We start from the raw sequence: 20,083 nt of genomic DNA, 5'->3' as shown, positions 1-20,083 counted from the left end.
TCACTTGATACCGGCGCGCATGAAGCTCTGCACGAACTGGCGCTGAAACAGCAGGAAGGCAATCAGCAGGGGCGCGGAAGTCATCAACGTCGCCGCGGTGATCACCGACCAGTCGACACCTTGGTCCACGGATGAGAACACCTGCAGGCCCACCGTGAGCGGCCGTGCGTTCACGCTGTTGGTGATGATGAGCGGCCACAGGAAGTTGTTCCAGTGGAAGCTGACCGACACCAATGCGAACGCGGTGTAGACGGGCTTGGCGAGCGGCACATAGACGCGCCAGAGGGTCTGCATCGCGCTGGCCCCTTCGACGCGCGCGGCTTCGTCGAGCTCCTTCGGGATGCCCATGAAGGTCTGCCGCAGCAGGAAGATCGCGAAAGCCGAGGCGAAGTAGGGCAGGCCGATAGAGACGAGCGTGTCGACCAGGCCGAGGCGCGCCATCGTCTTGTAGTTCTCGACCAGCAGGATGTCCGGCATGATCATCAGCTGCACCAGCACCAGTGCAAACGCGACATTGCGGCCCCTGAACTCGTACCGTGCAAAGGCATAGGCCGCGAGTGTGCCGAGCACCAACTGGGCCACAAGCACCATCGCGACCAGCAGCGTCGTGTTGACGAAATAGCGCGCAAAGGGCGCCGCTTCCCAGGCACGGCGGAAGTTGTCGAGCGTGAGCGGCGCGGCGAGTGCGAAACGGGTCGAGTACTCGGCCGGGTGGAAGGCGGTCCACACCGCGTAAGCCAGCGGCAAGATCCAGAGCAGCGCAAGCAGCCAAGCTGCCAGCGTGTCGAGCCATGTGGGCTCGTTGAAGACGAGCCGCTGCGTACTTGAGGCGGGGCGCTCATTTGTAGTGCACCCGCTTGTCGAGCACGAAGAACTGGAACAGCGCGATGCCCGCGAGCACCACCACCAGCACCACGGTGATCGTCGACGCATAGGCCGTGTCCCAGAAGCTGAATCCGACCTCGTACAGGTGGTAGAGCAGCAGGATCGATGCGTTGTCCGGCCCGCCGCGCGTGAGCACGAAGAGGTGGTCGACCATGCGGAAGGCATTGATGAACGCATTGACCAGCACGAACAGCGTGGTCGGCATCAGCAGCGGCCATTGCACCCGCCGGAAGAAATACCAGCGCGATGCGCCCTCGATCGCCGCCGCTTCGCGCAGGCTCGGGTTGAGCGTCTGCAGCGCGGCGAGATAGAAGATCATGAAGAAGCCGGCTTCCTTCCAGATCGCCACCACGGTGACTGCGCCCAGTGCAGTGGACGGGCTGCCCAGCCAGTTGTGCGAGGGCAGGCCGAGCGCGCTGGTGATCTGCTCCAGCAGGCCGTACTGCGGCGTGTAGAAGAAGAGCCAGATGTTCGCCACCGCAATCATCGGCAGCACCGTCGGCGTGAAGTAGGCCATGCGCAGGAAGGCACGGCCCGCGATGCGCTCATTGACCCACAGGGCCATCACCAGCGCGAGCGCGATCGACATGGGTATGGTCGCGCCCGCGAACCAGAGGTTGTTGCGCACAGCCTTCCAGAACACCGGATCGCCGATCATCGCCTCGTAGTTCTCCAGCCCGACCCACACGCCCGGGCGCTTGCCCTTGGGCGTGGAGAAGAAGCTGTCAATCAGCGTCGAGATGGCCGGCCAGTGCGTGAAGGCGATCAGCAGCACCAGCGCGGGCAGCAGCATCAGCCAGGCATGGACGGTGCGCTGTCTCATCCGAGATGCCTGGTGTCAAGGCACCCGCGGAACCGGCTTGGCCGGGCCGCTGGGTGCGCCCCCTGGAAGGGGGTTGGCGAACCTGCGAAGCAGGGTAGCCTGGGGGTCATTTGAAAGATTTCAATATGCGGTCGGCTTCCTTTTGCGAATCCTGCATCGCCTGCGCGGGCGGCTTCGTGCCGGTCAGAGCAGCCTGGAGACCGTCATTGAGCGCCTTGGTGACGCGCTGGTTGTCATGCGTCGAGAACTCGGCGACAGAGAAGGGCAACTGGTCGCGCGCAACCAGCGCGGCGGGGAACTCGCTGCCGTACTTGCGCAGCGCCTCGGTCTCATACGCGGCAGGCGAGACGCCGACGTAGCCAGTGTCGATGCTCCACTGCGCGGCGCGCTCGGGCTGCGTGATCCACTTGATGAACTTGAACGAGGCCTCCTGCTGGGCCGGCGTCGCCTTCTTGAAGATGTAGAAGTTGCCGCCGCCGGTCGGTGAGCCCTTGCGCTTGTTGGCCGGGATCATGCCGACGCCGAAGTCGAACTTGGCGTTCGCCTTGATGTTGGTCAGGTTGCCGGTCGTCGTGTAGATGATCGCGGCCTTCTTCTCGAAGAAGTCCTTCGGCGTCGTGCCCCACTCGACCACGCCCGGCGGATGCACGCCGGCCTTGCCGAGGTCGACCCAGTACTGCAGCGCTTCGACCACCTTCGGGTCGTCGAACTTGACCGCGGTGCCCGCGTCGTTGGCGAGGATCGTGTCGTTCGGCGTGGTGAGCGTCTGGAAGAGCCAGTACGGGAAGCCGCTAGACGGAATCTGCACGCCCCATTGCGTGACCTTGCCGCTCGCGTCCTTCTTGGTCAGCTTGGTCGCGGCGTCCTTGAGTTCGCCCCAGTTGGCCGGCGCCTTGTTCGGGTCGAGGCCGGCTTCCTTGAAGAGCTCCTTGTTCCAGTACATCACCACGGTGGAGCGCTGGAACGGAATGCCCCAGGTCTTTCCGCCGGTCTGGCTGTTCATCATGAAGGCCTTGTAGAAGCCGCCGAGCCAGGCCTTGTCTTCAGGCGTCTTCACGAAGTCGTCGAAGGGCACGATCGCGTCTTCGTCGATCAGCGTGAACATGTCGGTCGACAGCAGCACCGAAGTGACCGGTGGCGTGCCGGACTTGTGCGCGGTCAAAGCCTTGACGATGGTTTCCTGGTAGGTGCCCGCATAGATCGGCGTCACCTTGATGCCGGGGTTCTCTTTCATGAAGCCGGCCGCGAAGCCATCGATGATCTTCGCGATCGGGCCGCCGACGGCGACCGGGTAGTAGAACTGGACTTCCACCGGCGTCTGCGCATGGAGCGCGCCGGATGCGCCGGCAAAAAGGCCGCCGGCAGCGATGAACTGGACGGCGAGCGCCCGGACGAACGTCTTGCGTTTCATGGTCTTCTTCTTCCTCTTTGGTTGGAATCGAACGGTCAGTGAATGCGCTTCCCCGCGGCATCGAAGCCGTGGGCATCTTCCCGGGCCCAGCGCAGGCCCACGTGATCGCCGGCGTCGGCGTGGTGCCGGCCGTCCGCCCGCACCAGCAGGCTCTGCGTGCCGACCCGGCAGTTCAGGACGAGGTCCGCACCGAGGTATTCCACGCTTTGCACCGTGGCAGGGATGCCCTGCGCATCGAGCGCAATTGCTTCGGGCCGAACGCCGAGCGTGGCCGCCTGCAGGCCGGCGTCGGTGTCGCTGCCGGCGATGCGGCCGCCTTCGAGCGAGACCAGGTTCATCGGCGGCGTGCCGATGAAGCGCGCTGAGAAAGTGGTCGATGGTTTCGCATACAAATCACGCGGCATGCCGGCCTGCTCGACCCGGCCCTGGTGCAGCAGCACGACCTGGTCGGCCATGCTCATCGCCTCGGCCTGGTCGTGCGTGACGTAGACGACGGTCAGGCCAAGCTGCCGCTGCAGCTCGCGCAGTTCGCGCCGCATCTCCTGGCGCAGTTGCGCGTCGAGGTTGGAAAGCGGCTCATCCATGAGGCAGACCTTGGCCTGCGCGACAAGCGCACGGCCGAGCGCGACACGCTGCTGCTGGCCACCGGAGAGCTGTCCGGGCTTGCGTTCGAGCAAGGCGCCGAGGCCCAGCAGGTCGGCTGCGTTTCTCAGGCGAAGCGCGGTTTCGGCGGCGGGCACTTTGCGCACCGACAAACCGAAGGTGATGTTGTCCGCCACGCTGAGATGCGGGAACAGCGCATAGTTCTGGAAGACCATCGCAATGCCGCGCTGCGCAGGCGGCAGCGACGTCACGTCACGCCCATCGATCAGCACCTGCCCGGCCGTGGCCGTCTCGAGTCCGGCCACGATGCGAAGGGTGGTCGACTTGCCGCAGCCCGAAGGGCCCAGCAGCACGCAGAAGGAACCCGGCTCGATCTGGAGGTTGACCGCATGCAAGGCGGTGCTGTCGCCCCATGACTTGGCGATATCGATCAACGCGATGGAAGACATCGAATCAGTATATGGATCGGTTGTGACACCCAGTTGCAAAGAGGGGTCAGTGTTTTCCTGATCGGGCGTTGGTGAGAAACTTCGATAAAGTGACCAACGCCTGTTCAGGCTTCACCTATAAGGAACACTCATGAGCAAGAAAGTCGCATACGTCACCGGAGGCATGGGAGGCATCGGAACAGCCATTTGCCAACGCCTTCACAAGGACGGTTTCACCGTCATCGCAGGATGTGGTCCGACCCGGGACTACGCCAAGTGGCTCGCAGAACAGAAAGCCGAAGGCTTCGAGTTCCACGCGTCGGTCGGCAACGTCGGGGACTGGCAGTCCACTGTCGAAGCCTTCACCAAAGCCAAGGCAGAGCACGGGCCCATCGACGTGCTGGTCAACAACGCGGGCATCACGCGTGATCGCATGTTCGTCAAGATGACGCCCGAGGACTGGAGCGCGGTGATCGAGACCAACCTCAACAGCATGTTCAACGTGACCAAGCAGGTCGTCGGCGACATGGTGGAAAAGGGCTGGGGTCGCGTCATCAACATCAGCTCGGTCAACGGCGCGAAGGGCCAGGCGGGGCAGACCAACTACTCGGCCGCCAAGGCCGGCATGCACGGCTTCACGATGGCCCTGGCACAGGAGCTTGCCGGCAAGGGCGTGACGGTCAACACCGTGAGCCCGGGCTACATCGGCACCGACATGGTCAAGGCGATCCGCCAGGAAGTGCTCGACAAGATCGTCGGCACCATCCCGGTCAAGCGCCTGGGCGAACCGGGTGAGATCGCCTCGATCATCGCGTGGCTCGCTTCCGAAGATGGCGGCTACTCCACCGGCGCGGACTTCCCCGTGAACGGCGGATTGCACATGCACTAAGGAGGCACGCAGCCTCGATGGAACAAAGACCCGCCTTGGCGGGTCTTTTTTGTTGGGAGGGACCAGGAGCCAGAGATTGGGTCAGGTGTGCCGAAGTCGCGCCGGCCCAAGAAAAGCAAACAAGGAGTTCCTTCATGACCCCGACCCCCCAGGCACCGGCTCGCAAGAAGCCACCGATCTATCAGTCCCTCTACGCCCAGGTGATCACGGCCGTCATCATCGGCGTGCTGCTCGGTCACTTCTTCCCGTCGGTCGGCGAATCCATGAAGCCGCTGGGCGACGCCTTCATCAAGCTCATCAAGATGCTGATCGCCCCGATCATCTTCTGCACCGTGGTGGTCGGCATCGCGGGCATGGAGGACATGAAGAAGGTTGGCAAGACCGGCGGGCTGGCTCTGCTGTACTTCGAGATCGTGAGCAGCATCGCGCTGGTCGTGGGGCTGGTGCTGGTGAACCTGGTCAAGCCGGGTGCGGGCATGAACGTGGACCCGAACTCCCTGGACACCCGGGCGCTCGCGGCCTACACAGGCCCGGGCAAGATGGAAGGCACGGTCGACTTCCTGATGAACATCATCCCGAACACCGTGGTCGACGCCTTCGCCAAGGGCGAGATCCTGCAGGTGTTGCTGATCGCTGTCCTCTTCGGCTTTGCCCTGCACCGTTTTGGTGGGCGCGGCACCCTGGTGTTCGACGTGATCGAGAAGGGCTCCCACGTGCTCTTCGCGATCATCGGCTACATCATGAAACTGGCGCCCATTGGCGCTTTCGGGGCGATGTCCTTCACGATCGGCAAGTACGGCATCGGCTCGCTGTTCCAGCTCGGCAAGCTGATGGGTACCTTCTACCTGACCTGCCTGCTGTTCATCTTCGTGGTGCTCGGGACGATTGCCCGCTTGCATGGCTTCAGCATCTGGAAGTTCATCAAGTACATCAAGGAAGAGTTGCTGATCGTGCTCGGCACCTCGTCTTCCGAGTCGGTGCTGCCGCGGATGATGGAGAAGATGGAGAACCTCGGTGCAAACAAGACGACTGTCGGCCTGGTGATCCCGACGGGCTACTCCTTCAATCTCGATGGCACGTCGATCTATTTGACGATGGCGGCAGTTTTCATTGCGCAGGCGACGAACACGCCGATGACGCTGATGCAGGAGATCACCTTGCTAGCGGTGCTGCTGCTGACCTCGAAGGGCGCAGCCGGCGTCACTGGCAGCGGCTTCATCGTGCTTGCGGCGACGTTGTCCGCGGTGGGGCATGTGCCGGTCGCGGGGCTGGCGCTCATTCTCGGGATCGACCGCTTCATGTCTGAAGCGCGCGCGTTGACCAATCTCATCGGCAACGGCGTCGCGACGATCGTGGTGGCCAAGTGGACCGACGAGCTCGACATGGACCGGCTGCAGGCAGGCCTCAACAACGAGACGTGGGAAGAGGCGCAGAACCCTGAAGAACTCGTCAACGCGCGCGACGGAAAAATGGCCACCTGAAATCGGGGCAAAAGCATCGCTCTGCAGAATGCGGGGCGATGCCTCATAGCGTTTCACTGATCAACACACTTGCCGCCGGCCTGGGGCTGGCGCTGTTGTTCGGCTTCCTGGCGGCGCGTCTGCGGTTGCCTGCGCTGGTCGGCTACCTTCTCGCGGGCGTCATCATCGGGCCGTTCACGCCCGGCTTCGTGGCCGATGCAGGCATCGCTGCGCAACTCGCCGAGATCGGGGTGATGCTGCTGATGTTCGGTGTCGGGCTGCACTTCTCGCTCGACGACCTGCTCGCGGTGCGCAAGATCGCGGTGCCCGGGGCGCTGGTGCAGATCGCGGTCGCCACGATGCTCGGCGGCGCGCTCGCGACGTGGTGGGGCTGGAACCTGGGCGCCGCGCTGGTTTTCGGCCTGGCACTTTCGGTGGCGAGCACGGTGGTGCTGCTGCGCGCGCTGGAGAACCTCGGCATCCTCGATTCGTTCACCGGTCGCATCGCGGTCGGCTGGCTGGTGGTGGAAGACCTTGCGATGGTTCTCGTGCTGGTGTTGATGCCGCCGCTCGCGAACGCGCTGGTCGGCGCGGACCCAGGGGAGCGGACCGCGCCGATCTGGCAGACGCTGGGGCTCACGCTGCTGCAGGTAGGCGGCTTCGTTGCGCTCATGCTGGTGGTGGGGCGGCGCCTGTTTCCGTGGGTGCTCTGGCAGGTCACACGCACCGGGTCGCGCGAGCTCTTCACGCTATGCGTCATCGCGGCGGCGGTGGGCATCGCGTTCTCGGCAGCCGCTCTGTTCGGGGTGTCCTTCGCGTTGGGCGCCTTCTTCGCAGGCATGGTGATGCGCGAGTCGGAGTTCAGCCACCGCGCCGCGCAAGAATCGCTGCCGCTGCGGGATGCCTTCGCGGTGCTGTTCTTCGTCTCGGTGGGCATGCTGTTCAACCCGGCGGTGCTGGTCGAGCGGCCGTTGCAGGTGCTCGCGGTGGTGCTGGTGATCGTGGTGGGCAAGTCGTTGGCGGCGTGCGCGTTGGTGCTGCTGTTTCGCTATCCGCTCAGCACCGCGCTCACGGTGAGCGCGAGCCTCGCGCAGATCGGCGAGTTCTCGTTCATCCTGGCTTCGCTCGGCGGGCGGCTCGGGCTGCTGCCGGTCGAGGGGCAGAGTCTGCTGCTCGCGGCGGGGCTGATCTCCATCGCCACCAACCCTTTGTGGTTCAGCCTGATCGCGCCCATCCAGAAATGGCTGCATGCGCACTCGTCGTTCGCGCGCGGGCTCGAGGCGCGCGACGATCCGCTGGCCGAACTGCCGATGAGCACGGCTGAGAAGTACCTGTCGAAGCAGGTGGTGCTGGTGGGCTATGGCCGGGTCGGCCGCCGCATCGCGGCAACGCTCTCGGCGCATGACATCCCTTTCGTCGTTGCCGAGCAGAACCGCGAGCTGGTCGAAAAGCTGCGGGCCCAGGGCATGGCGGCGGTGTGGGGCGACGCGGCTGACCCGGGGGTGCTGATCCAGGCGCACATCGCCCGCGCTCGCATGCTGGTGGTGGCGACGGCGGATGCAATCAGCGTGCGTCAGATGATCGAAGCGGCGCGCACGCTCAACCCGGGCATCGAAACCGTCATTCGCAGCCACAACGAGGACGAAGCCCGCCTGCTCGCGCAGGAGGTGTCGGCCACCGTGTTCCTCGGCGAGCACGAACTGGCCCAGGCCATGGCCCGGGCCGTCTTGAAGTGAGCCTTCCTACAGGTCCTCGATCACGAGCGTGCGGTAGCGCTGGGCGATCGAGTAAGGCACCGTTCGCACGAACACCATGAGCCTGTTCGCCGCCTCTTCGTTGCGGGTCCGCACGAGCAGGGCGGTGTGGCCTTCGCGCGCGAGCTTGGTGTAGGCGCGGACCGTGGCGGCATCGGTGCCCGCGGAAGGCAGTGGGTTGTCGGTGTCGCGGACGGTCGGCGTGATCTGCTCAATGATCACGTGCGGCGGGATCAGGTAGATCTCGTCGCCGCTGAAGCCGTTGTCCAGGAGCTGGTGGCCGATGCGGTTGGCGTCTGCCGCGTCAGGAAACATCACCATGGAGTGACCGCTCGGATAGAAGGCGCCTCCGACGACGGCGGTCATATGAGGATCGAGATTGAAATGCTTCATGTCTCCTCCTGAATGGCGGGGTTGGACAAGACTGAGCTTAGGTTCGGCCCGCGTCAAGGGCTGTAGGAAAGTTTGGTGACCGGGTCCTGCGGCCGAACATCCCCCTGGCTCGGGGTATCCGGGACTTGCCAAAAGTAAATCTAATGGTCACATTTGTGTCCATTCGTGAAATTGTGCGTAGGCGTTTGTTACAAGGTTTGAATAGGATCGGTTCTCCTACGAAGACCCGTGCCTAACCCCATGTCGCAATTGCGAAATATCGCGCTCACCGTTCAAGAACTCGAAGAGGGCGAGTTCTATTGGGTGCTCCTGGAAGCCACCGACTACGAGATGGATGACGCGCTGCCTTATCTGCCGATCGAGGCCGCGACCGACCCGTATGTCACCTATTCCAACGCCTTGGTCGCGGGTGTCGCCGCGATCCGGAAACTGTTCGGCAAGGACGGCCCGCGAAGCTGAGCGGGATGACGTCGATATTGGGGGGAAGCATGCGGAAACTTGGAGGAGTGGCGATCGGCGCCGGTGTCGGATTCCTGATCGTGATCGGCTGGATCTTCCGGCCCGCGACCTCGGGCGAGTGGGCCGCATGGGTGCAGACGTTCGGCGTGCTGGTGGCCATCTTCTGGGCCGCGCGGCTGCAGGTCGCGGCATCGCGACAGGGCTTGCGCCAGGCCGGGCAGGTCGCCGCGATGTTCGCCAGCCATATGCACTGGGTCTTTCGCGAACTCAACGACGCCTGCATCAAGCGAAGCTGGGAAGACTACAGCGTGCATCGCCGCATCCTCCAGGAAGTTCTCATGCAAGGCCGCGAGGTCACGTTGCAACTGCTGGACGGCCGCTCGCTGGCGATGGTGAGCAGCCTTCGCACGATCGCGGTCGAGGCGCTCGAAAAGACAGAGGGTCACACCAACACCGGCAACTGGATGCACTTGCAGCTCTATTTCGACCGCCGCCTGCCGAGCATCGCGGCCTGGCTGTCGGCGACCGGCAATCCGCCCGAGAGCAGCGGCCCGACCGACTACGCTGGCCTTCGTACGTCGTTCGGCCCGATGGGCAATCTCTGAAGCTCAGGCGGACGCCGCGGCAAAGCTGCTGCGCAAGGCGGCGTACAGCGCCTTGAAGCGCAGGTGGCGCACCGTGAACACGTCTCGCGCCGACGCATCCGGATCGAACCGCTGCCGCACCGGCGGCTGAAGGCACACAGCCGCTTCCGACGCGCCGTCCGCCAGCCATGCGAGCCGCGCGGCGCCCAGCGCGCCTCCGGCCTCGCCGCCTTCGCACGCCGCGAGCGGCACCTGCAGGATGTCCGCGAGCAAGCGGGCCCACCAGGTGCTTCGCGCGCCGCCCCCAACCAGCAGGAGGTCGCCCGAGGGCTTCTCCAGCGTGTCCAGTCCGTCCCGAAGCCCGAAGCTCACACCCTCGGCAACCGCATAGGCGATCTCGGCCGGCCCGTGCGCGTGCGTGAGACCGAACAACACGCCTTGCGCGTTCGCGTCGTTGTGCGGCGAGCGTTCGCCGGAGAGATAGGGCAGAAAGAAGGGGGCCTGGCGCCGACCGTTCGCGTCGACGGTCGCGGCTGCGGCGAACAGCGCGGCCTCGTTGCCGAGCCCGAAAGTGCGCGCGGCCCATGTCACGGCGCTGGACGCCGAGAGCATCACCGACATCTGGTGCCATCGGCCCGGCAGCGCGTGACAGAAGGCATGCACCGCGCGCGGCGGATCGGGTGCGAAACGGTCGCCGCAGACGAAGATCACACCCGAGGTGCCGAGCGACACGAAGCCTTGCCCGGCGGAGACGAGCCCCATCCCCACCGCGCTCGCGGCGTTGTCGCCGCCGCCTCCGGCGATCGGGATACCGGCGGGGAGGCCCCAGCGCGCCGCCAGTTCGGGCTTGAGCCTGCCCGCGACGGCACTGCCTTCGACGAGTTCCGGCATGTTCCTGCGGCTAAGACCGCACGCGGCGAGGATCTCATCCGACCAGTCGCGTGCCGCGACGTCGAGCCACAAGGTGCCTGAGGCATCGGACATGTCGCTCGCCCGCATGCCGCTGAGCATGAAGCGCAGCCAGTCCTTCGGCAGCAGCACCGAGGCCGTGCGCGCGAACAATTCCGGCTCGTGCGTACGCATCCACAGCAGCTTGGGCGCGGTGAAGCCGGGCATCGCGAGATTGCCGGTGATGTCGCCGAGATGCGGCACGAGCGCCGTCAATTCATCGCACTGCGCGGCGCTTCGGCCATCGTTCCAGAGAATCGCCGGGCGCAGCACCTGGCCGTTCGCATCGAGCGCGACAGCGCCGTGCATCTGCCCGGAAAGGCCGATGGCGCGTACCGCTGAAAGCGCTTCCGCATTGCTTCGGCGCAGCGCGGCCATCGCGGTCTCGAGCGCCTCCCACCACTGGGAGGGCAATTGCTCCGACCACAGCGGATGCGGACGGCTCACGGTCAGCGGCGCACGCGCGAGCGCCACGATGCGGTGATCGTCGGCCAGCAGCAGCGCCTTCAGCTCCGAGGTGCCGAGATCGAGCCCGAGGTACACGGCGGTCCTTCAGGCGAGGGTGCCGAAACGGCTGTCGCTTTGGCGGCGGAACTCGGTGGGCGTCATGCCCTTGATTTCGAGAAACCGCCGATTGAAGTTGGCGACGTTGTTGAAGCCCACCTGGTAGCAGATGTCCGTCACGTAGTGGTCGGTCTGCATCAGCAAGTGGCATGCGCTGTTGATGCGCACACGGTTCACGAAGTCAGTAAAGCTGTTGCCCGTCGAGCGCTTGAAGAATCGGCTGAAGCGGCTTTCGCTCATGCCCAGCTCGGTGGCGATGTCGGACATCACGATCGGCTCGGCCAGATTCGAGGTGATGCGGTTCACGATCACGTTGATCTGGTCGACCTCCGCATCGCCTTCCATGCCCTGCATCTGCACATTGGATAGCAACCGGTAGTCGGCGCACTTGACGAGTTCCGCCAGGTATTCGAGGAAGCGCGCGAGCCTTTGCAGGCCATGCGTGGCCTTGACCGCTTCCCAGTGTTCGAGCGCCCGGTCGGCGATGCCGAAGAACTCGATGCCATGGCGCGAACGCTCCAGCAACTGCAGCACTTCGCGCAGTTCGGGGATGTCCGATGCTGCGCTCTCGATCGGCTCGTGCCGGAACTGGATCACGCGATCGCGCTCGGCCACGCCGCCTTCAGGCACATCGAGCGACAGCCAGTTGTGCGGCAGTCGCGGTCCACACAGCACCAGATGCCCGGGCTGGAAGGGGCCGATCCAGTCGCCGACGAAAGCGCGGCCCGATGTTTCGGTGATGAGATGCAGCTCGTACTCTTCGTGGAAGTGCCAGCGCACGAGCGGGCTCGGAAAGCCATGCGCGAGGCATCGCACGAGGCCGGATTCCTCCGGCGCCTCATAGCCGAGCGACGGCGATCGCGTGATCTCGCGCTCCAGCTCTGGCTCGCGATGACGGGGGAGGTGACGTTGGCGCGCCGCTGTCATGTCTCGGCCTCATTCAACGCTCTGCCGCCCATGAACCCGAACGGCACCGAAGGCCGCGGAGCAGGCCATGCGGGAGCACCCGCGGAACCGGCTCCGCCGGGCCGCAGCGGTGCGCCCCCTCGAGGGGGTGGAGAGTGACACGAAGTGCGCGAGCCTGGGGGTGGGCTTCATATCAGCTCATGACGTTACCACCGTCGACATTGAGTGTCTGTGCGGTGATGTACCGGGCCTCGTCGCTCGCGAGGAATACGGCGGCACCGGCGATATCGCCCGGCGCACCCATGCGACCGAGAGGGACTTCGAGGCCGACCTGCCGCTTCTTCTCGCCCGCCGGGAGGTTCTGGTACTTCGCGAACAGCGAATCGACGTGGTTCCACATCGGCGTGTCGACCACGCCCGGCGAGATCGCGTTCACGCGGATGCCGTGCGGCGCCATCGCAAGCGCGGCGCTCTGCGTGTAGCTGATGACCGCCGCCTTCGTCGCGCAGTAGTGAGACACCAGCGCCTCGCCGCGTCGACCGGCTTGCGACGCCATGTTGATCACCGAGCCGTCCTTCACCCCTTCGTCGAGCATGTGTTGCAGCACGCGCTGCATCACGAAGAACATGCCCTTGACGTTGACCGCGAAGAGGCGATCGAAGGAGGCCTCGTCGCTCTGCAGCAGCGGTGCCATGTCGAAGATCGCGGCGTTGTTGACCAGTGTGTGGATCGGCCCGTGCGCCGCGCGTGCTGCGTAGAGCATCCCGCCCACGGAGGGCGCCTGCGTCACATCGGTCTCGACATACGCGAGCGTGTCGGGATGCTTGCGACGAAGTTGCTCCACGCCCTCTGAAGGTTTCGCCGACAGGTCCGACAGCGTGCAGCAGGCGCCTTCGGCGAGACATGCCGAGGCGATCGCAAGGCCGATGCCGCCGCCCGCGCCGGTGATCAACACATGGCGTTGTGCGAGACGGCCGCTCATGGCGCGCGCTCCTTGATGAAGGCCTGCACCCGCGCATCGGCCTTGCGCAGTGCATCGACCAGCCGCGCATCGTTGGCGGCGTCGCCCCACAAGGTGCGGTTGCCGGCCAGCGCCGCGACCGGATCGGCCGCGTCGCAGATGGCGTGGGCTGCCGCTTCGTCCATCCCCTGGTCCTGGTAGACGTACGGCAGCACGCCCCGGTGCCAGCGTTGCAGGAAGGCGAGGAACAGCGCCGGAAGCATCGCAACGCTGCCGATGCTCGCGTTGCGTGCGAGTCGTTCGCGCACCGTGGGTGCGATGAAGCCCGGGATCTTCGAGAACCCATCCATCGCGACCCGCTGGTTGGTGTCGCGGATCGCCGGATTGCCGAAGCGTTCGAGCACCACGTCGCGGTACGCAGGCAGGTCGACCGGGCTCGGGCGGCCGGGCGAATCCAGGCAGGGGATCACGTCGTCCGTCACGTAGTCGAAGGCCATGCGGCAGATCTCCGCGTCGTGCGTGCCCTCGTGGATGTACTGGAACCCCGCGAGGGTGCCGGCCCATGCGATGCAACTGTGGCTGGCGTTGAGGATGCGGATCTTCGCTTCCTCGTACGGCGCGACCGATTCGACCAGTTGCACGCCGACGCGACCCCAGTCCGGCCGGCCATTCGCGAAGTCGTCCTCGATCACCCACTGGATGAAGCTCTCGCCGGTGACGGGCGCGGCGTCGTCCCAGCCAGTGGCCTGCAGCACGCGCTGCCGCAGTTCGGGCGGTGGCCTGGGCGTGATGCGGTCGACCATTGCGTTGGGGCTGGTCGTTTGCGTGCGCACCCATTCCAGCAGTTGCGTGTCCCCGGCCTTCTCGATGAAGGCGAGCAGTCCCTTTCGGAAGCGCTCGCCGTTGTGTCGCAGGTTGTCGCAGTTCAGCAGCGTTACCGCGCCGCCATTGGCGGCTCGACGCGCGCGCAGGATCGCGCAGATCGCGCCGTAGATCGTGGTCCCGGCTTCGCCACGTCGCGCGCGGTCGAGGTCGGCGGCGAGGTCGGCCACGCCGAAGTCGAGCCGGTCCGTGGGGTCGAGGTAGTAGCCCGCCTCGGTCACGGTGAACGAGATCACCCGCGTCCGCGGATCAGCGCCGCGCGCGATCACGGCCGCAAGTGACGGATCGAAGGCCAGTACTTCGCGGATCGATTCGATGCGCTGATAGCGGTACTCGCCGGCCGGCGACACGGTTTCGAGCGTGTACGCGCCGCTTTGCCTGATCAGCGCTGCTTCGACCTCCGCCATGTCGGGCCGAAGGTTCGCACCCACGAGCGACCAGCTTGCATCGCCGGCGTCGATCAGCGCCTGCAGGTAGACGGCCTGGTGCGCGCGATGAAAGGATCCCAGTCCGAGGTGCAGCACCACGGACCCGGAAGGAGCAGGGTTGGCCATTTCAGCGACTCAGGCGGCGACGGCGCGACCGTCGCGATTGAAGAAGTGAAGCACCGACGGATCGAGCTCGACGCTGACCGCATCGCCAGGCTGGAGCTCGGTGCGCTCGTTCTGCCGTGCGATGAGCGGCACACCATCGACGTTGATGTGGATCAGCGTGTCGGCGCCGAGCGCCTCGATGAGGTCGACCTGCGCCGACGCGCCCCTTGCATGCCCGTTGCGATGAACGTGCAGTTGCTCGGGGCGCACGCCGAGGAAGCCGTCAGAAGGCAGCCGCCCGCCGGTGAGCGCCGAGAAACTCGGGATCGCCGTCGCCTGCACCATGTTCATCGACGGCATGCCGATGAACTGCGCGACGAACTGGTTCGCGGGGTGGTCGTAGAGTTCCATCGGCGTGCCGACCTGCTCGATGAGGCCGTCGCGCAGCACCACCACGCGATCCGCGAGCGTCATCGCCTCGACCTGGTCGTGCGTGACGTAGATGCTGGTCGCGCCCAATGCGCGGTGCAGCTTGTGGATCTCCACCCGTGTGTTGCCGCGCAGGGCGGCGTCGAGGTTGGAGAGCGGTTCGTCGAAGAGAAACACCTTCGGCGCCCGCACGATGGCGCGGCCGATCGCGACGCGCTGACGCTGGCCGCCGGAGAGTTCCTTCGGCGTGCGCGTGAGGTACTGCGTGAGGTTCAGCGTCTTCGCCGCGTACTCCACCTTGGTCTTGATGACGTCCTTCGACACCTTCGCGAGCTTGAGCGCGAAGGACATGTTGTCGTACACGCTCATGTGCGGATAGAGCGCATAGCTCTGGAACACCATCGCGAGGTCGCGCTTGCCCGAAGCTGTGTGCGTGATGTCCTTGCCGTCGAGCGAGAGCTTGCCGCTGGTGATCGATTCGAGCCCCGCGATCAGCCGCAGCAGCGTTGACTTGCCGCAGCCCGAGGGACCGACGAACACGATGAACTCGCCCTTGTCGATCTCCAGGTTCACGCCCTTGATGACGTGTGTTTCGCCGAAGCTCTTCTGGATGTTGTCGAGTTGGAGGTAGGCCATGTGGATGTCCTCTCTGATTCGTTTACTTCACTGCGCCGAAGGTCAAACCTTGGACGAGCTGCTTCTGGCTGAACCAGCCGAAGACGACGATCGGTGCGATCGCCATGACCGATGCGGCCGAGAGCTTGGCCCAGAAGAGGCCTTCGGGGCTCGAGTACGACGCGATCATGGTCGCCAGCGTGCCGGCCTTCGCGGAGCTGAGATTGAGTGCCCAGAAGGCTTCGTTCCAGCTCAGGATCAGGCACAGCAGGCCGGTGGAGGCGAGGCCGCCGATCGACAGCGGCAGCACGACATGCCGGAACTCGGTCCACAGGTTCGCGCCGTCCATGCGTGCGGCCTCGAGGATCTCGGGCGGGATGTCCTTGTAGCTCGTGTAGAGCATCCACACCATGATCGGCAGGTTCGACAACGTGAAGACGATGGTGAGCGCAGTGCGCGTGTCGAGCAGGCCGGCGGTCTGCGCGATCACGTAGATCGGCACCAGTGCGCCGACGGCCGGCATCATCTTGGTGGAGAGCATCCACATCAGGATGTCGCGCGTGCGCTTCGTGCGGAAGAACGCCATCGAATACGCCGCTGGAGCGGCAATCGCAAGGCCGATGATGGTCGAGCCGATGCTGGTGATGACCGAGTTCTTCGCGAAGAGCAGGTAGTCGCTGCGACGCTGCACTTCGGTGAAGTTCTCCAGCGTGGGCTCGAAGAAGAACAGCGGCGGCACTTTGATTGCCTGCAGTTCGGTCTTGAACGAGGTCAGCACCAGCCAGCCCAGCGGGAAGAAGAGCAGCAGGGTGACGACCCACGCGCCGATCGTGCGCAGGATCAGGGGGAGGCGGCTTTCGTCAGGCATGGCTTTCCCCTCAATCCAGGTTCTTGCCGATGATGCGGATCAGGAAGGCCGCAACGATGTTGGCCAGGATCACCGCGAACAGCGCGCCCGCAGAGGCCACGCCCACGTCGAAGTTCATCAGCGACTGCTTGAAGATCATGTACGTGAGGTTCGTGCTCTCGTTGCCGGGGCCGCCGGCGGTCGTGATCGCGATCTCGGCGAACACGGAGAGCAGGAAGATCATCTCGATCATGATCACCACCGCCATCGGTCGCGCGAGGTGCGGCAGCGTGAGGTACCCGAATCGCTGGAAGGCGCTCGCACCGTCCATGCGCGCGGCTTCCATCTGTTCGCGATCGAGCGATTGGAGCGACGTGATGAAGATCAGGCAGGCGAAGGGCAGCCATTGCCAGGCGACCATGATGATCACCGAGAACAGCGGCAGGTCGGTGAGCCAGTCGACGGGCTCCGCGCCGAACGTGCGCCACACGTCGGCCAGGATGCCGTAGATCGGGTTCATCATCATGTGCTTCCACAGCAGCGCGTTCACCGTGGGCATCACGAAGAAGGGCGAGATCAGCAGCACCCGCACGATCCCGCGCCCCGGGAATGGCTCGTTCACCAGCAGTGCAAGCGCCACGCCGAGCACCACCGTGATGACGATCACGCTGCCGATCAGCACCAGCGTGTTCCACACCGCGGGCCAGAAGTCCGGGTCGGTGATGAAGTACTCGAAGTTCGCGAGCCCGTTGAACGTGCGCTCGCCAGGCTGCATGAGGTTGTAGTTGACGAACGAAAAGTAGATCGTCATCAACAGCGGCGCCAGCATCCAGAGGACGAGAACCGCCACGGCCGGCGCCATCAATGCGCGGGGCAGCAGGCGGCTCACGGGAGCCTCCTTCTGGGTGCTTCCGGCACTGCCGCGGACCCAGCTTTGCTGGTCCGCAGGCTGCGTCCCCTGCACGGGAGTGGGGAGGTGCGACACGGCGAAGTGTCCTCAGGCCCTGGGGTTACTTGTAGTACCCAGCCTTTTTCATTTCACGTTCCGCCGTCGTTTGCGAGGTCTTCAACGCTTGATCGACCGTGACCTTGCCTGACAGCGCCGCGCTCATCTGCTGGCCGACGGCAACACCGATCGCCTGGAACTCCGGAATCGCCGCGTACTGCACGCCAACGTATGGCGACTTGGGCAACGTGCTGTCGTTCGGGTTCGCGGTGTCGATCGCTTTCTTCTCCGCTTCGGCAAAGCGCGCGGCCTTGACGAACTCGGGATTGGCGTAGGTCGACTTGCGCGTGCCGGTCGGTACCGAGCCCCAGCCTTCTTCCTTCGCGACGAGGTTGATGTAGTCCTTCGACGTGGCCCACTTGATGAAGGTCTGCGCGGCGTCGACCTTCTGCGAACCGGCAGGAATCGCGAGCGCCCACGCCCAGAGCCAGTTCGCGCCCTTCGGCGTGACCGCAACCGGCGCTTGCGCGAACGCGACCTTGTCGGCCACCCTCGACTGCTTCGGATCGCTCACGAACGACGCCGCAATGGTTGCGTCCACCCACATGCCGCACTTGCCCTCGTTGAAGAGCGCAAGGTTCTCGTTGAAGCTGTTGGCCGATGCACCGGGCGGGCCGTAGGACTTCATCAGGTCCACGTAGAAGCTGATCGCGTCATGCCAGGGCTTGGAGTCGATCTGCGGCTTCCAGCTCGTGTCGAACCACTGGCCGCCGTTGGTGTTGACCATGGTGGTGAGGAGCGCCATGTTGTCGCCCCAACCCGGCTTGCCGCGCAGGCAGATGCCGTAGACGCCGTTCTTCGGGTCGTGGACCTTGCCGGCGAGTTCCTTGACCTGCGTCCATGTGGGCTGATCGGGCATCTTGAAGCCGACCTTGTCCGCGAGGTCCTTGCGGTACATGAGCATCGAACTCTCGCCATAGAAGGGTGCGGCGTAGAGCTTGCCGTCGGCAGACAGGCCGTTGCGCATCGCCGGCAGCAGGTCGTCGACGTCATAGGCGGCATCGGTGGCGATCGGAATCAGCCAGCCCTTCTTGGCCCAGATCGGCGTTTCGTACATGCCGATGGTCATCACGTCGAACTGGCCGCCCTTGGTGGCGATGTCCGTCGTCACGCGCTGGCGCAACGTGCCTTCTTCGAGCGTGACCCACTTGAGCTTGATGTCGGGATTGGCCTGCTCGAAGAACTTGGTGAGCTTCTGCATCTCGATCATGTGGCCGTTGTTCACGGTCGCAATGACCAGCTCGGTGGCGGCATGCGCCAAGCCCGTGCCCGCGATCGCGAGCGCAAGGCCCGCCTTCAGAAAACGCTTCATGTTTGTCTCCTTGGGATCGACGACGGCGGGTCGCCGTGGTCAGATTCTGGAGACTGCGAATTGCGGGTTTGGTACTCGGATTGCCGCTATCGATACTCAGATGCGTTGATTGATTGGTGACTTCCCTAGCCTGAGCAAGCAGGGATGTGCCAACGGCTGAGTTGCCGCGTCAAGCGGCTTGCAGGGAAGGCGCACGGTCGCCAAGACGGCTGCTCCATGCGGCCAGAACGAGCGCGCAGAGAGTGATGGCGGCACCGGCCCACGGCAGGTCCGCCAGCGGCGCACCGGCGGCAAGCATGCCGCTGCCGATCCACGCGCCGGTCGCATTGCCGAGATTGAAGGCGCCCTGGTTCAGCGTCGAAGCGAGATTGGGCGCGGCGCTCGCGTGCTGGACGATGAGCGTCTGCAGGAGCGGTACGAGCGCGAAGGACAGCGTGGTCCACAGCAGCATCATCGCGACGGTCGGCGCGCGCATCGGCAGCAGGAAGTGCATCAACCCGAGCGTCAGTGCGTTGAGGCCCAGCACGAGCAGCAAGGAAGGCACGAGTCGCCTGTCGCCGAGCCGTCCGCCGACGGTACTGCCAATGGTGAGCCCGACGCCCAGCAGAAGCAGGATCGGCGCGACCGCCGAGGTCGAAAAGCCGCTCACCTGCGTGAGCAGCGGCGCGATGTAGGTGAAGACGACGAACAGGCTCGCCGAGGCCAGCGCGCTGGTCGCGAGTGCCAGCAGCACGCGGCCGTCCGCAAGCACGGTGAACTCACGCAGGATGTTGCCCTTCTGCATTTCGATGTGCCGCGGCAGCAGCGCCACGAGCGAGGCGACCGCCGCGAGTGCGATCAGCACGATGGCTGCGAAGGTCATGCGCCAGCCGTAGTGCTCGCCGATGATGCGGCCGAGCGGTACGCCCAGCACGTTGGCGAGCGTGAGCCCGGTGAACATCAGCGCGATGGCCTGTGCGCGCTTGTTGGGTGCCACCAGCCCGGCGGCGACCACAGATCCGATGCCGAAGAAGGTGCCGTGCGCCAGAGCGGTGACCACGCGCGCAGCCATCAGCAGCCCGTAGTTCGGCGCCAGCGCGCACAACAGATTGCCCAGCACGAAGAGCGACGCCAGCGCGATGAGCGTGGCCTTGCGGGGCAACCGCGCGGTCGCCACCGCGAAGACCGGTGCGCCGACGACCACGCCCATGGCGTAGCCCGTGACCAGGAGGCCCGCCTGCGACAGGGTGACGCCAAGGTCGAGCGCCATGTCGGGCAGCAAGCCCATCACGACGAATTCGCTGGTGCCGATCGCAAAGGCTGCGGCGGCGAGCGCCAGCAGGGCGATGGGCATGCGGGAGGAAGCGGGTGGCGTCTCGGCGGCGGCGGTCATTCGGGCGGCGGGTGATTAG

The 20,083-nt window shown here is 65.1% G+C and carries 19 protein-coding genes; 5 read left to right on the top strand and 14 right to left on the bottom strand.

Annotated features, from left to right (window positions below; all coding sequences use genetic code 11):
• From FHW64_RS32790 to FHW64_RS32775, 4 genes are all read right to left on the bottom strand, one after another.
• Entirely contained in the window at positions 1 to 780 is a 780-nt protein-coding gene (locus tag FHW64_RS32790; RefSeq protein ID WP_260306550.1) for a carbohydrate ABC transporter permease, read from the bottom strand.
• A 58-nt stretch (positions 781 to 838) separates the two neighbouring features.
• On the bottom strand, positions 839 to 1,708 hold the full coding sequence (locus FHW64_RS32785; RefSeq protein ID WP_184533425.1) for a carbohydrate ABC transporter permease: 870 nt from the start codon (positions 1,706 to 1,708) through the stop codon (positions 839 to 841).
• A 106-nt stretch (positions 1,709 to 1,814) separates the two neighbouring features.
• Entirely contained in the window at positions 1,815 to 3,119 is a 1,305-nt protein-coding gene (locus tag FHW64_RS32780) for an ABC transporter substrate-binding protein (protein ID WP_184533423.1), read from the bottom strand.
• Positions 3,120 to 3,154: 35 nt separating this feature from the next.
• Positions 3,155 to 4,171: an ABC transporter ATP-binding protein gene (locus tag FHW64_RS32775; protein WP_184533421.1), complete on the bottom strand. Its 1,017-nt coding sequence runs from the start codon at positions 4,169 to 4,171 to the stop codon at positions 3,155 to 3,157.
• Between the two features lie 130 nt (positions 4,172 to 4,301).
• Between FHW64_RS32775 and phbB the strand changes: the two genes are divergently transcribed.
• From phbB to ybaL, 3 genes are all read left to right on the top strand, one after another.
• Positions 4,302 to 5,039, top strand: coding sequence for an acetoacetyl-CoA reductase (gene phbB / locus FHW64_RS32770; protein WP_184533419.1), 738 nt, complete (start codon positions 4,302 to 4,304; stop codon positions 5,037 to 5,039).
• Between the two features lie 134 nt (positions 5,040 to 5,173).
• Positions 5,174 to 6,520: a dicarboxylate/amino acid:cation symporter gene (locus FHW64_RS32765; protein WP_184533417.1), complete on the top strand. Its 1,347-nt coding sequence runs from the start codon at positions 5,174 to 5,176 to the stop codon at positions 6,518 to 6,520.
• Positions 6,521 to 6,558: 38 nt separating this feature from the next.
• Positions 6,559 to 8,235: a YbaL family putative K(+) efflux transporter gene (gene ybaL / locus FHW64_RS32760; RefSeq protein ID WP_184533414.1), complete on the top strand. Its 1,677-nt coding sequence runs from the start codon at positions 6,559 to 6,561 to the stop codon at positions 8,233 to 8,235.
• 6 nt (positions 8,236 to 8,241) lie between these two features.
• Here the strand turns inward: ybaL and FHW64_RS32755 are convergent, their stop codons facing one another.
• Positions 8,242 to 8,646 carry a hypothetical protein gene (locus tag FHW64_RS32755; protein ID WP_184533412.1) on the bottom strand — a complete coding sequence of 135 codons (405 nt, stop codon included), beginning with the start codon at positions 8,644 to 8,646 and terminating at the stop codon, positions 8,242 to 8,244.
• Positions 8,647 to 8,874: 228 nt separating this feature from the next.
• Here FHW64_RS32755 and FHW64_RS32750 point away from each other — a divergent pair, with 228 nt between their 5' ends.
• A complete protein-coding gene (locus tag FHW64_RS32750; protein ID WP_256330113.1) occupies positions 8,875 to 9,105 on the top strand; it encodes a hypothetical protein in 231 nt (76 codons plus the stop codon).
• A gap of 29 nt (positions 9,106 to 9,134) precedes the next feature.
• Positions 9,135 to 9,710, top strand: coding sequence for a hypothetical protein (locus FHW64_RS32745; protein ID WP_184533410.1), 576 nt, complete (start codon positions 9,135 to 9,137; stop codon positions 9,708 to 9,710).
• 3 nt (positions 9,711 to 9,713) lie between these two features.
• On the opposite strand, the gene xylB is transcribed toward FHW64_RS32745, so the two are convergent.
• From xylB to FHW64_RS32700, 9 genes are all read right to left on the bottom strand, one after another.
• Positions 9,714 to 11,180, bottom strand: a complete 1,467-nt coding sequence (xylB, locus tag FHW64_RS32740) for a xylulokinase (RefSeq protein WP_184533408.1) — start codon at positions 11,178 to 11,180, stop codon at positions 9,714 to 9,716.
• A gap of 9 nt (positions 11,181 to 11,189) precedes the next feature.
• Positions 11,190 to 12,128 carry an AraC family transcriptional regulator gene (locus tag FHW64_RS32735; RefSeq protein WP_184533406.1) on the bottom strand — a complete coding sequence of 313 codons (939 nt, stop codon included), beginning with the start codon at positions 12,126 to 12,128 and terminating at the stop codon, positions 11,190 to 11,192.
• Positions 12,129 to 12,300: 172 nt separating this feature from the next.
• Positions 12,301 to 13,089, bottom strand: a complete 789-nt coding sequence (locus FHW64_RS32730; protein ID WP_184533404.1) for an L-iditol 2-dehydrogenase — start codon at positions 13,087 to 13,089, stop codon at positions 12,301 to 12,303.
• Positions 13,086 to 14,504 (bottom strand): D-arabinitol 4-dehydrogenase, encoded by a 1,419-nt coding sequence (gene dalD / locus FHW64_RS32725; RefSeq protein ID WP_184533402.1) that lies wholly within the window; start codon positions 14,502 to 14,504, stop codon positions 13,086 to 13,088. The genes FHW64_RS32730 and dalD overlap by 4 nt, the downstream gene beginning before the upstream one ends.
• A 9-nt stretch (positions 14,505 to 14,513) precedes the next feature.
• Positions 14,514 to 15,548: an ABC transporter ATP-binding protein gene (locus tag FHW64_RS32720; RefSeq protein ID WP_184533400.1), complete on the bottom strand. Its 1,035-nt coding sequence runs from the start codon at positions 15,546 to 15,548 to the stop codon at positions 14,514 to 14,516.
• 22 nt (positions 15,549 to 15,570) lie between these two features.
• Positions 15,571 to 16,395 carry a carbohydrate ABC transporter permease gene (locus FHW64_RS32715; RefSeq protein ID WP_184533398.1) on the bottom strand — a complete coding sequence of 275 codons (825 nt, stop codon included), beginning with the start codon at positions 16,393 to 16,395 and terminating at the stop codon, positions 15,571 to 15,573.
• Positions 16,396 to 16,405: 10 nt separating this feature from the next.
• Positions 16,406 to 17,263, bottom strand: coding sequence for a carbohydrate ABC transporter permease (locus tag FHW64_RS32710; protein WP_184533396.1), 858 nt, complete (start codon positions 17,261 to 17,263; stop codon positions 16,406 to 16,408).
• Between the two features lie 121 nt (positions 17,264 to 17,384).
• The gene (locus tag FHW64_RS32705) at positions 17,385 to 18,692 is read right to left on the bottom strand and encodes a sugar ABC transporter substrate-binding protein (protein ID WP_184533394.1); all 1,308 of its coding nucleotides are present in this window, start codon (positions 18,690 to 18,692) and stop codon (positions 17,385 to 17,387) included.
• A gap of 169 nt (positions 18,693 to 18,861) precedes the next feature.
• On the bottom strand, positions 18,862 to 20,025 hold the full coding sequence (locus tag FHW64_RS32700; RefSeq protein ID WP_184533511.1) for an MFS transporter: 1,164 nt from the start codon (positions 20,023 to 20,025) through the stop codon (positions 18,862 to 18,864).
• Between the last annotated feature and the right edge of the window lie 58 nt (positions 20,026 to 20,083).

Origin of the sequence: Variovorax sp. Sphag1AA, from assembly GCF_014192575.1 — a bacterium.
GTDB lineage: Bacteria > Pseudomonadota > Gammaproteobacteria > Burkholderiales > Burkholderiaceae_C > Variovorax.
The sequence above is the reverse complement of the archived record's forward strand: the minus strand, read 5'-3'. Positions and strand labels throughout refer to the sequence as shown.

Bases quoted from the DNA above. Each gene is read 5' to 3' on its own strand.
- FHW64_RS32735 (WP_184533406.1), bottom strand. From the start codon at position 12,128: ATGACAGCGGCGCGCCAACGTCACCTCCCCCGTCATCGCGAGCCAGAG.
- FHW64_RS32780 (WP_184533423.1), bottom strand. From the start codon at position 3,119: ATGAAACGCAAGACGTTCGTCCGGGCGCTCGCCGTCCAGTTCATCGCT.
- FHW64_RS32715 (WP_184533398.1), bottom strand. From the start codon at position 16,395: ATGCCTGACGAAAGCCGCCTCCCCCTGATCCTGCGCACGATCGGCGCG.
- FHW64_RS32785 (WP_184533425.1), bottom strand. From the start codon at position 1,708: ATGAGACAGCGCACCGTCCATGCCTGGCTGATGCTGCTGCCCGCGCTG.
- FHW64_RS32775 (WP_184533421.1), bottom strand. From the start codon at position 4,171: ATGTCTTCCATCGCGTTGATCGATATCGCCAAGTCATGGGGCGACAGC.
- ybaL (WP_184533414.1), top strand. From the start codon at position 6,559: ATGCCTCATAGCGTTTCACTGATCAACACACTTGCCGCCGGCCTGGGG.
- FHW64_RS32755 (WP_184533412.1), bottom strand. From the start codon at position 8,646: ATGAAGCATTTCAATCTCGATCCTCATATGACCGCCGTCGTCGGAGGC.
- FHW64_RS32705 (WP_184533394.1), bottom strand. From the start codon at position 18,692: ATGAAGCGTTTTCTGAAGGCGGGCCTTGCGCTCGCGATCGCGGGCACG.
- FHW64_RS32745 (WP_184533410.1), top strand. From the start codon at position 9,135: ATGCGGAAACTTGGAGGAGTGGCGATCGGCGCCGGTGTCGGATTCCTG.
- FHW64_RS32765 (WP_184533417.1), top strand. From the start codon at position 5,174: ATGACCCCGACCCCCCAGGCACCGGCTCGCAAGAAGCCACCGATCTAT.
- FHW64_RS32720 (WP_184533400.1), bottom strand. From the start codon at position 15,548: ATGGCCTACCTCCAACTCGACAACATCCAGAAGAGCTTCGGCGAAACA.
- FHW64_RS32700 (WP_184533511.1), bottom strand. From the start codon at position 20,025: ATGCCCATCGCCCTGCTGGCGCTCGCCGCCGCAGCCTTTGCGATCGGC.
- phbB (WP_184533419.1), top strand. From the start codon at position 4,302: ATGAGCAAGAAAGTCGCATACGTCACCGGAGGCATGGGAGGCATCGGA.
- dalD (WP_184533402.1), bottom strand. From the start codon at position 14,504: ATGGCCAACCCTGCTCCTTCCGGGTCCGTGGTGCTGCACCTCGGACTG.
- FHW64_RS32730 (WP_184533404.1), bottom strand. From the start codon at position 13,089: ATGAGCGGCCGTCTCGCACAACGCCATGTGTTGATCACCGGCGCGGGC.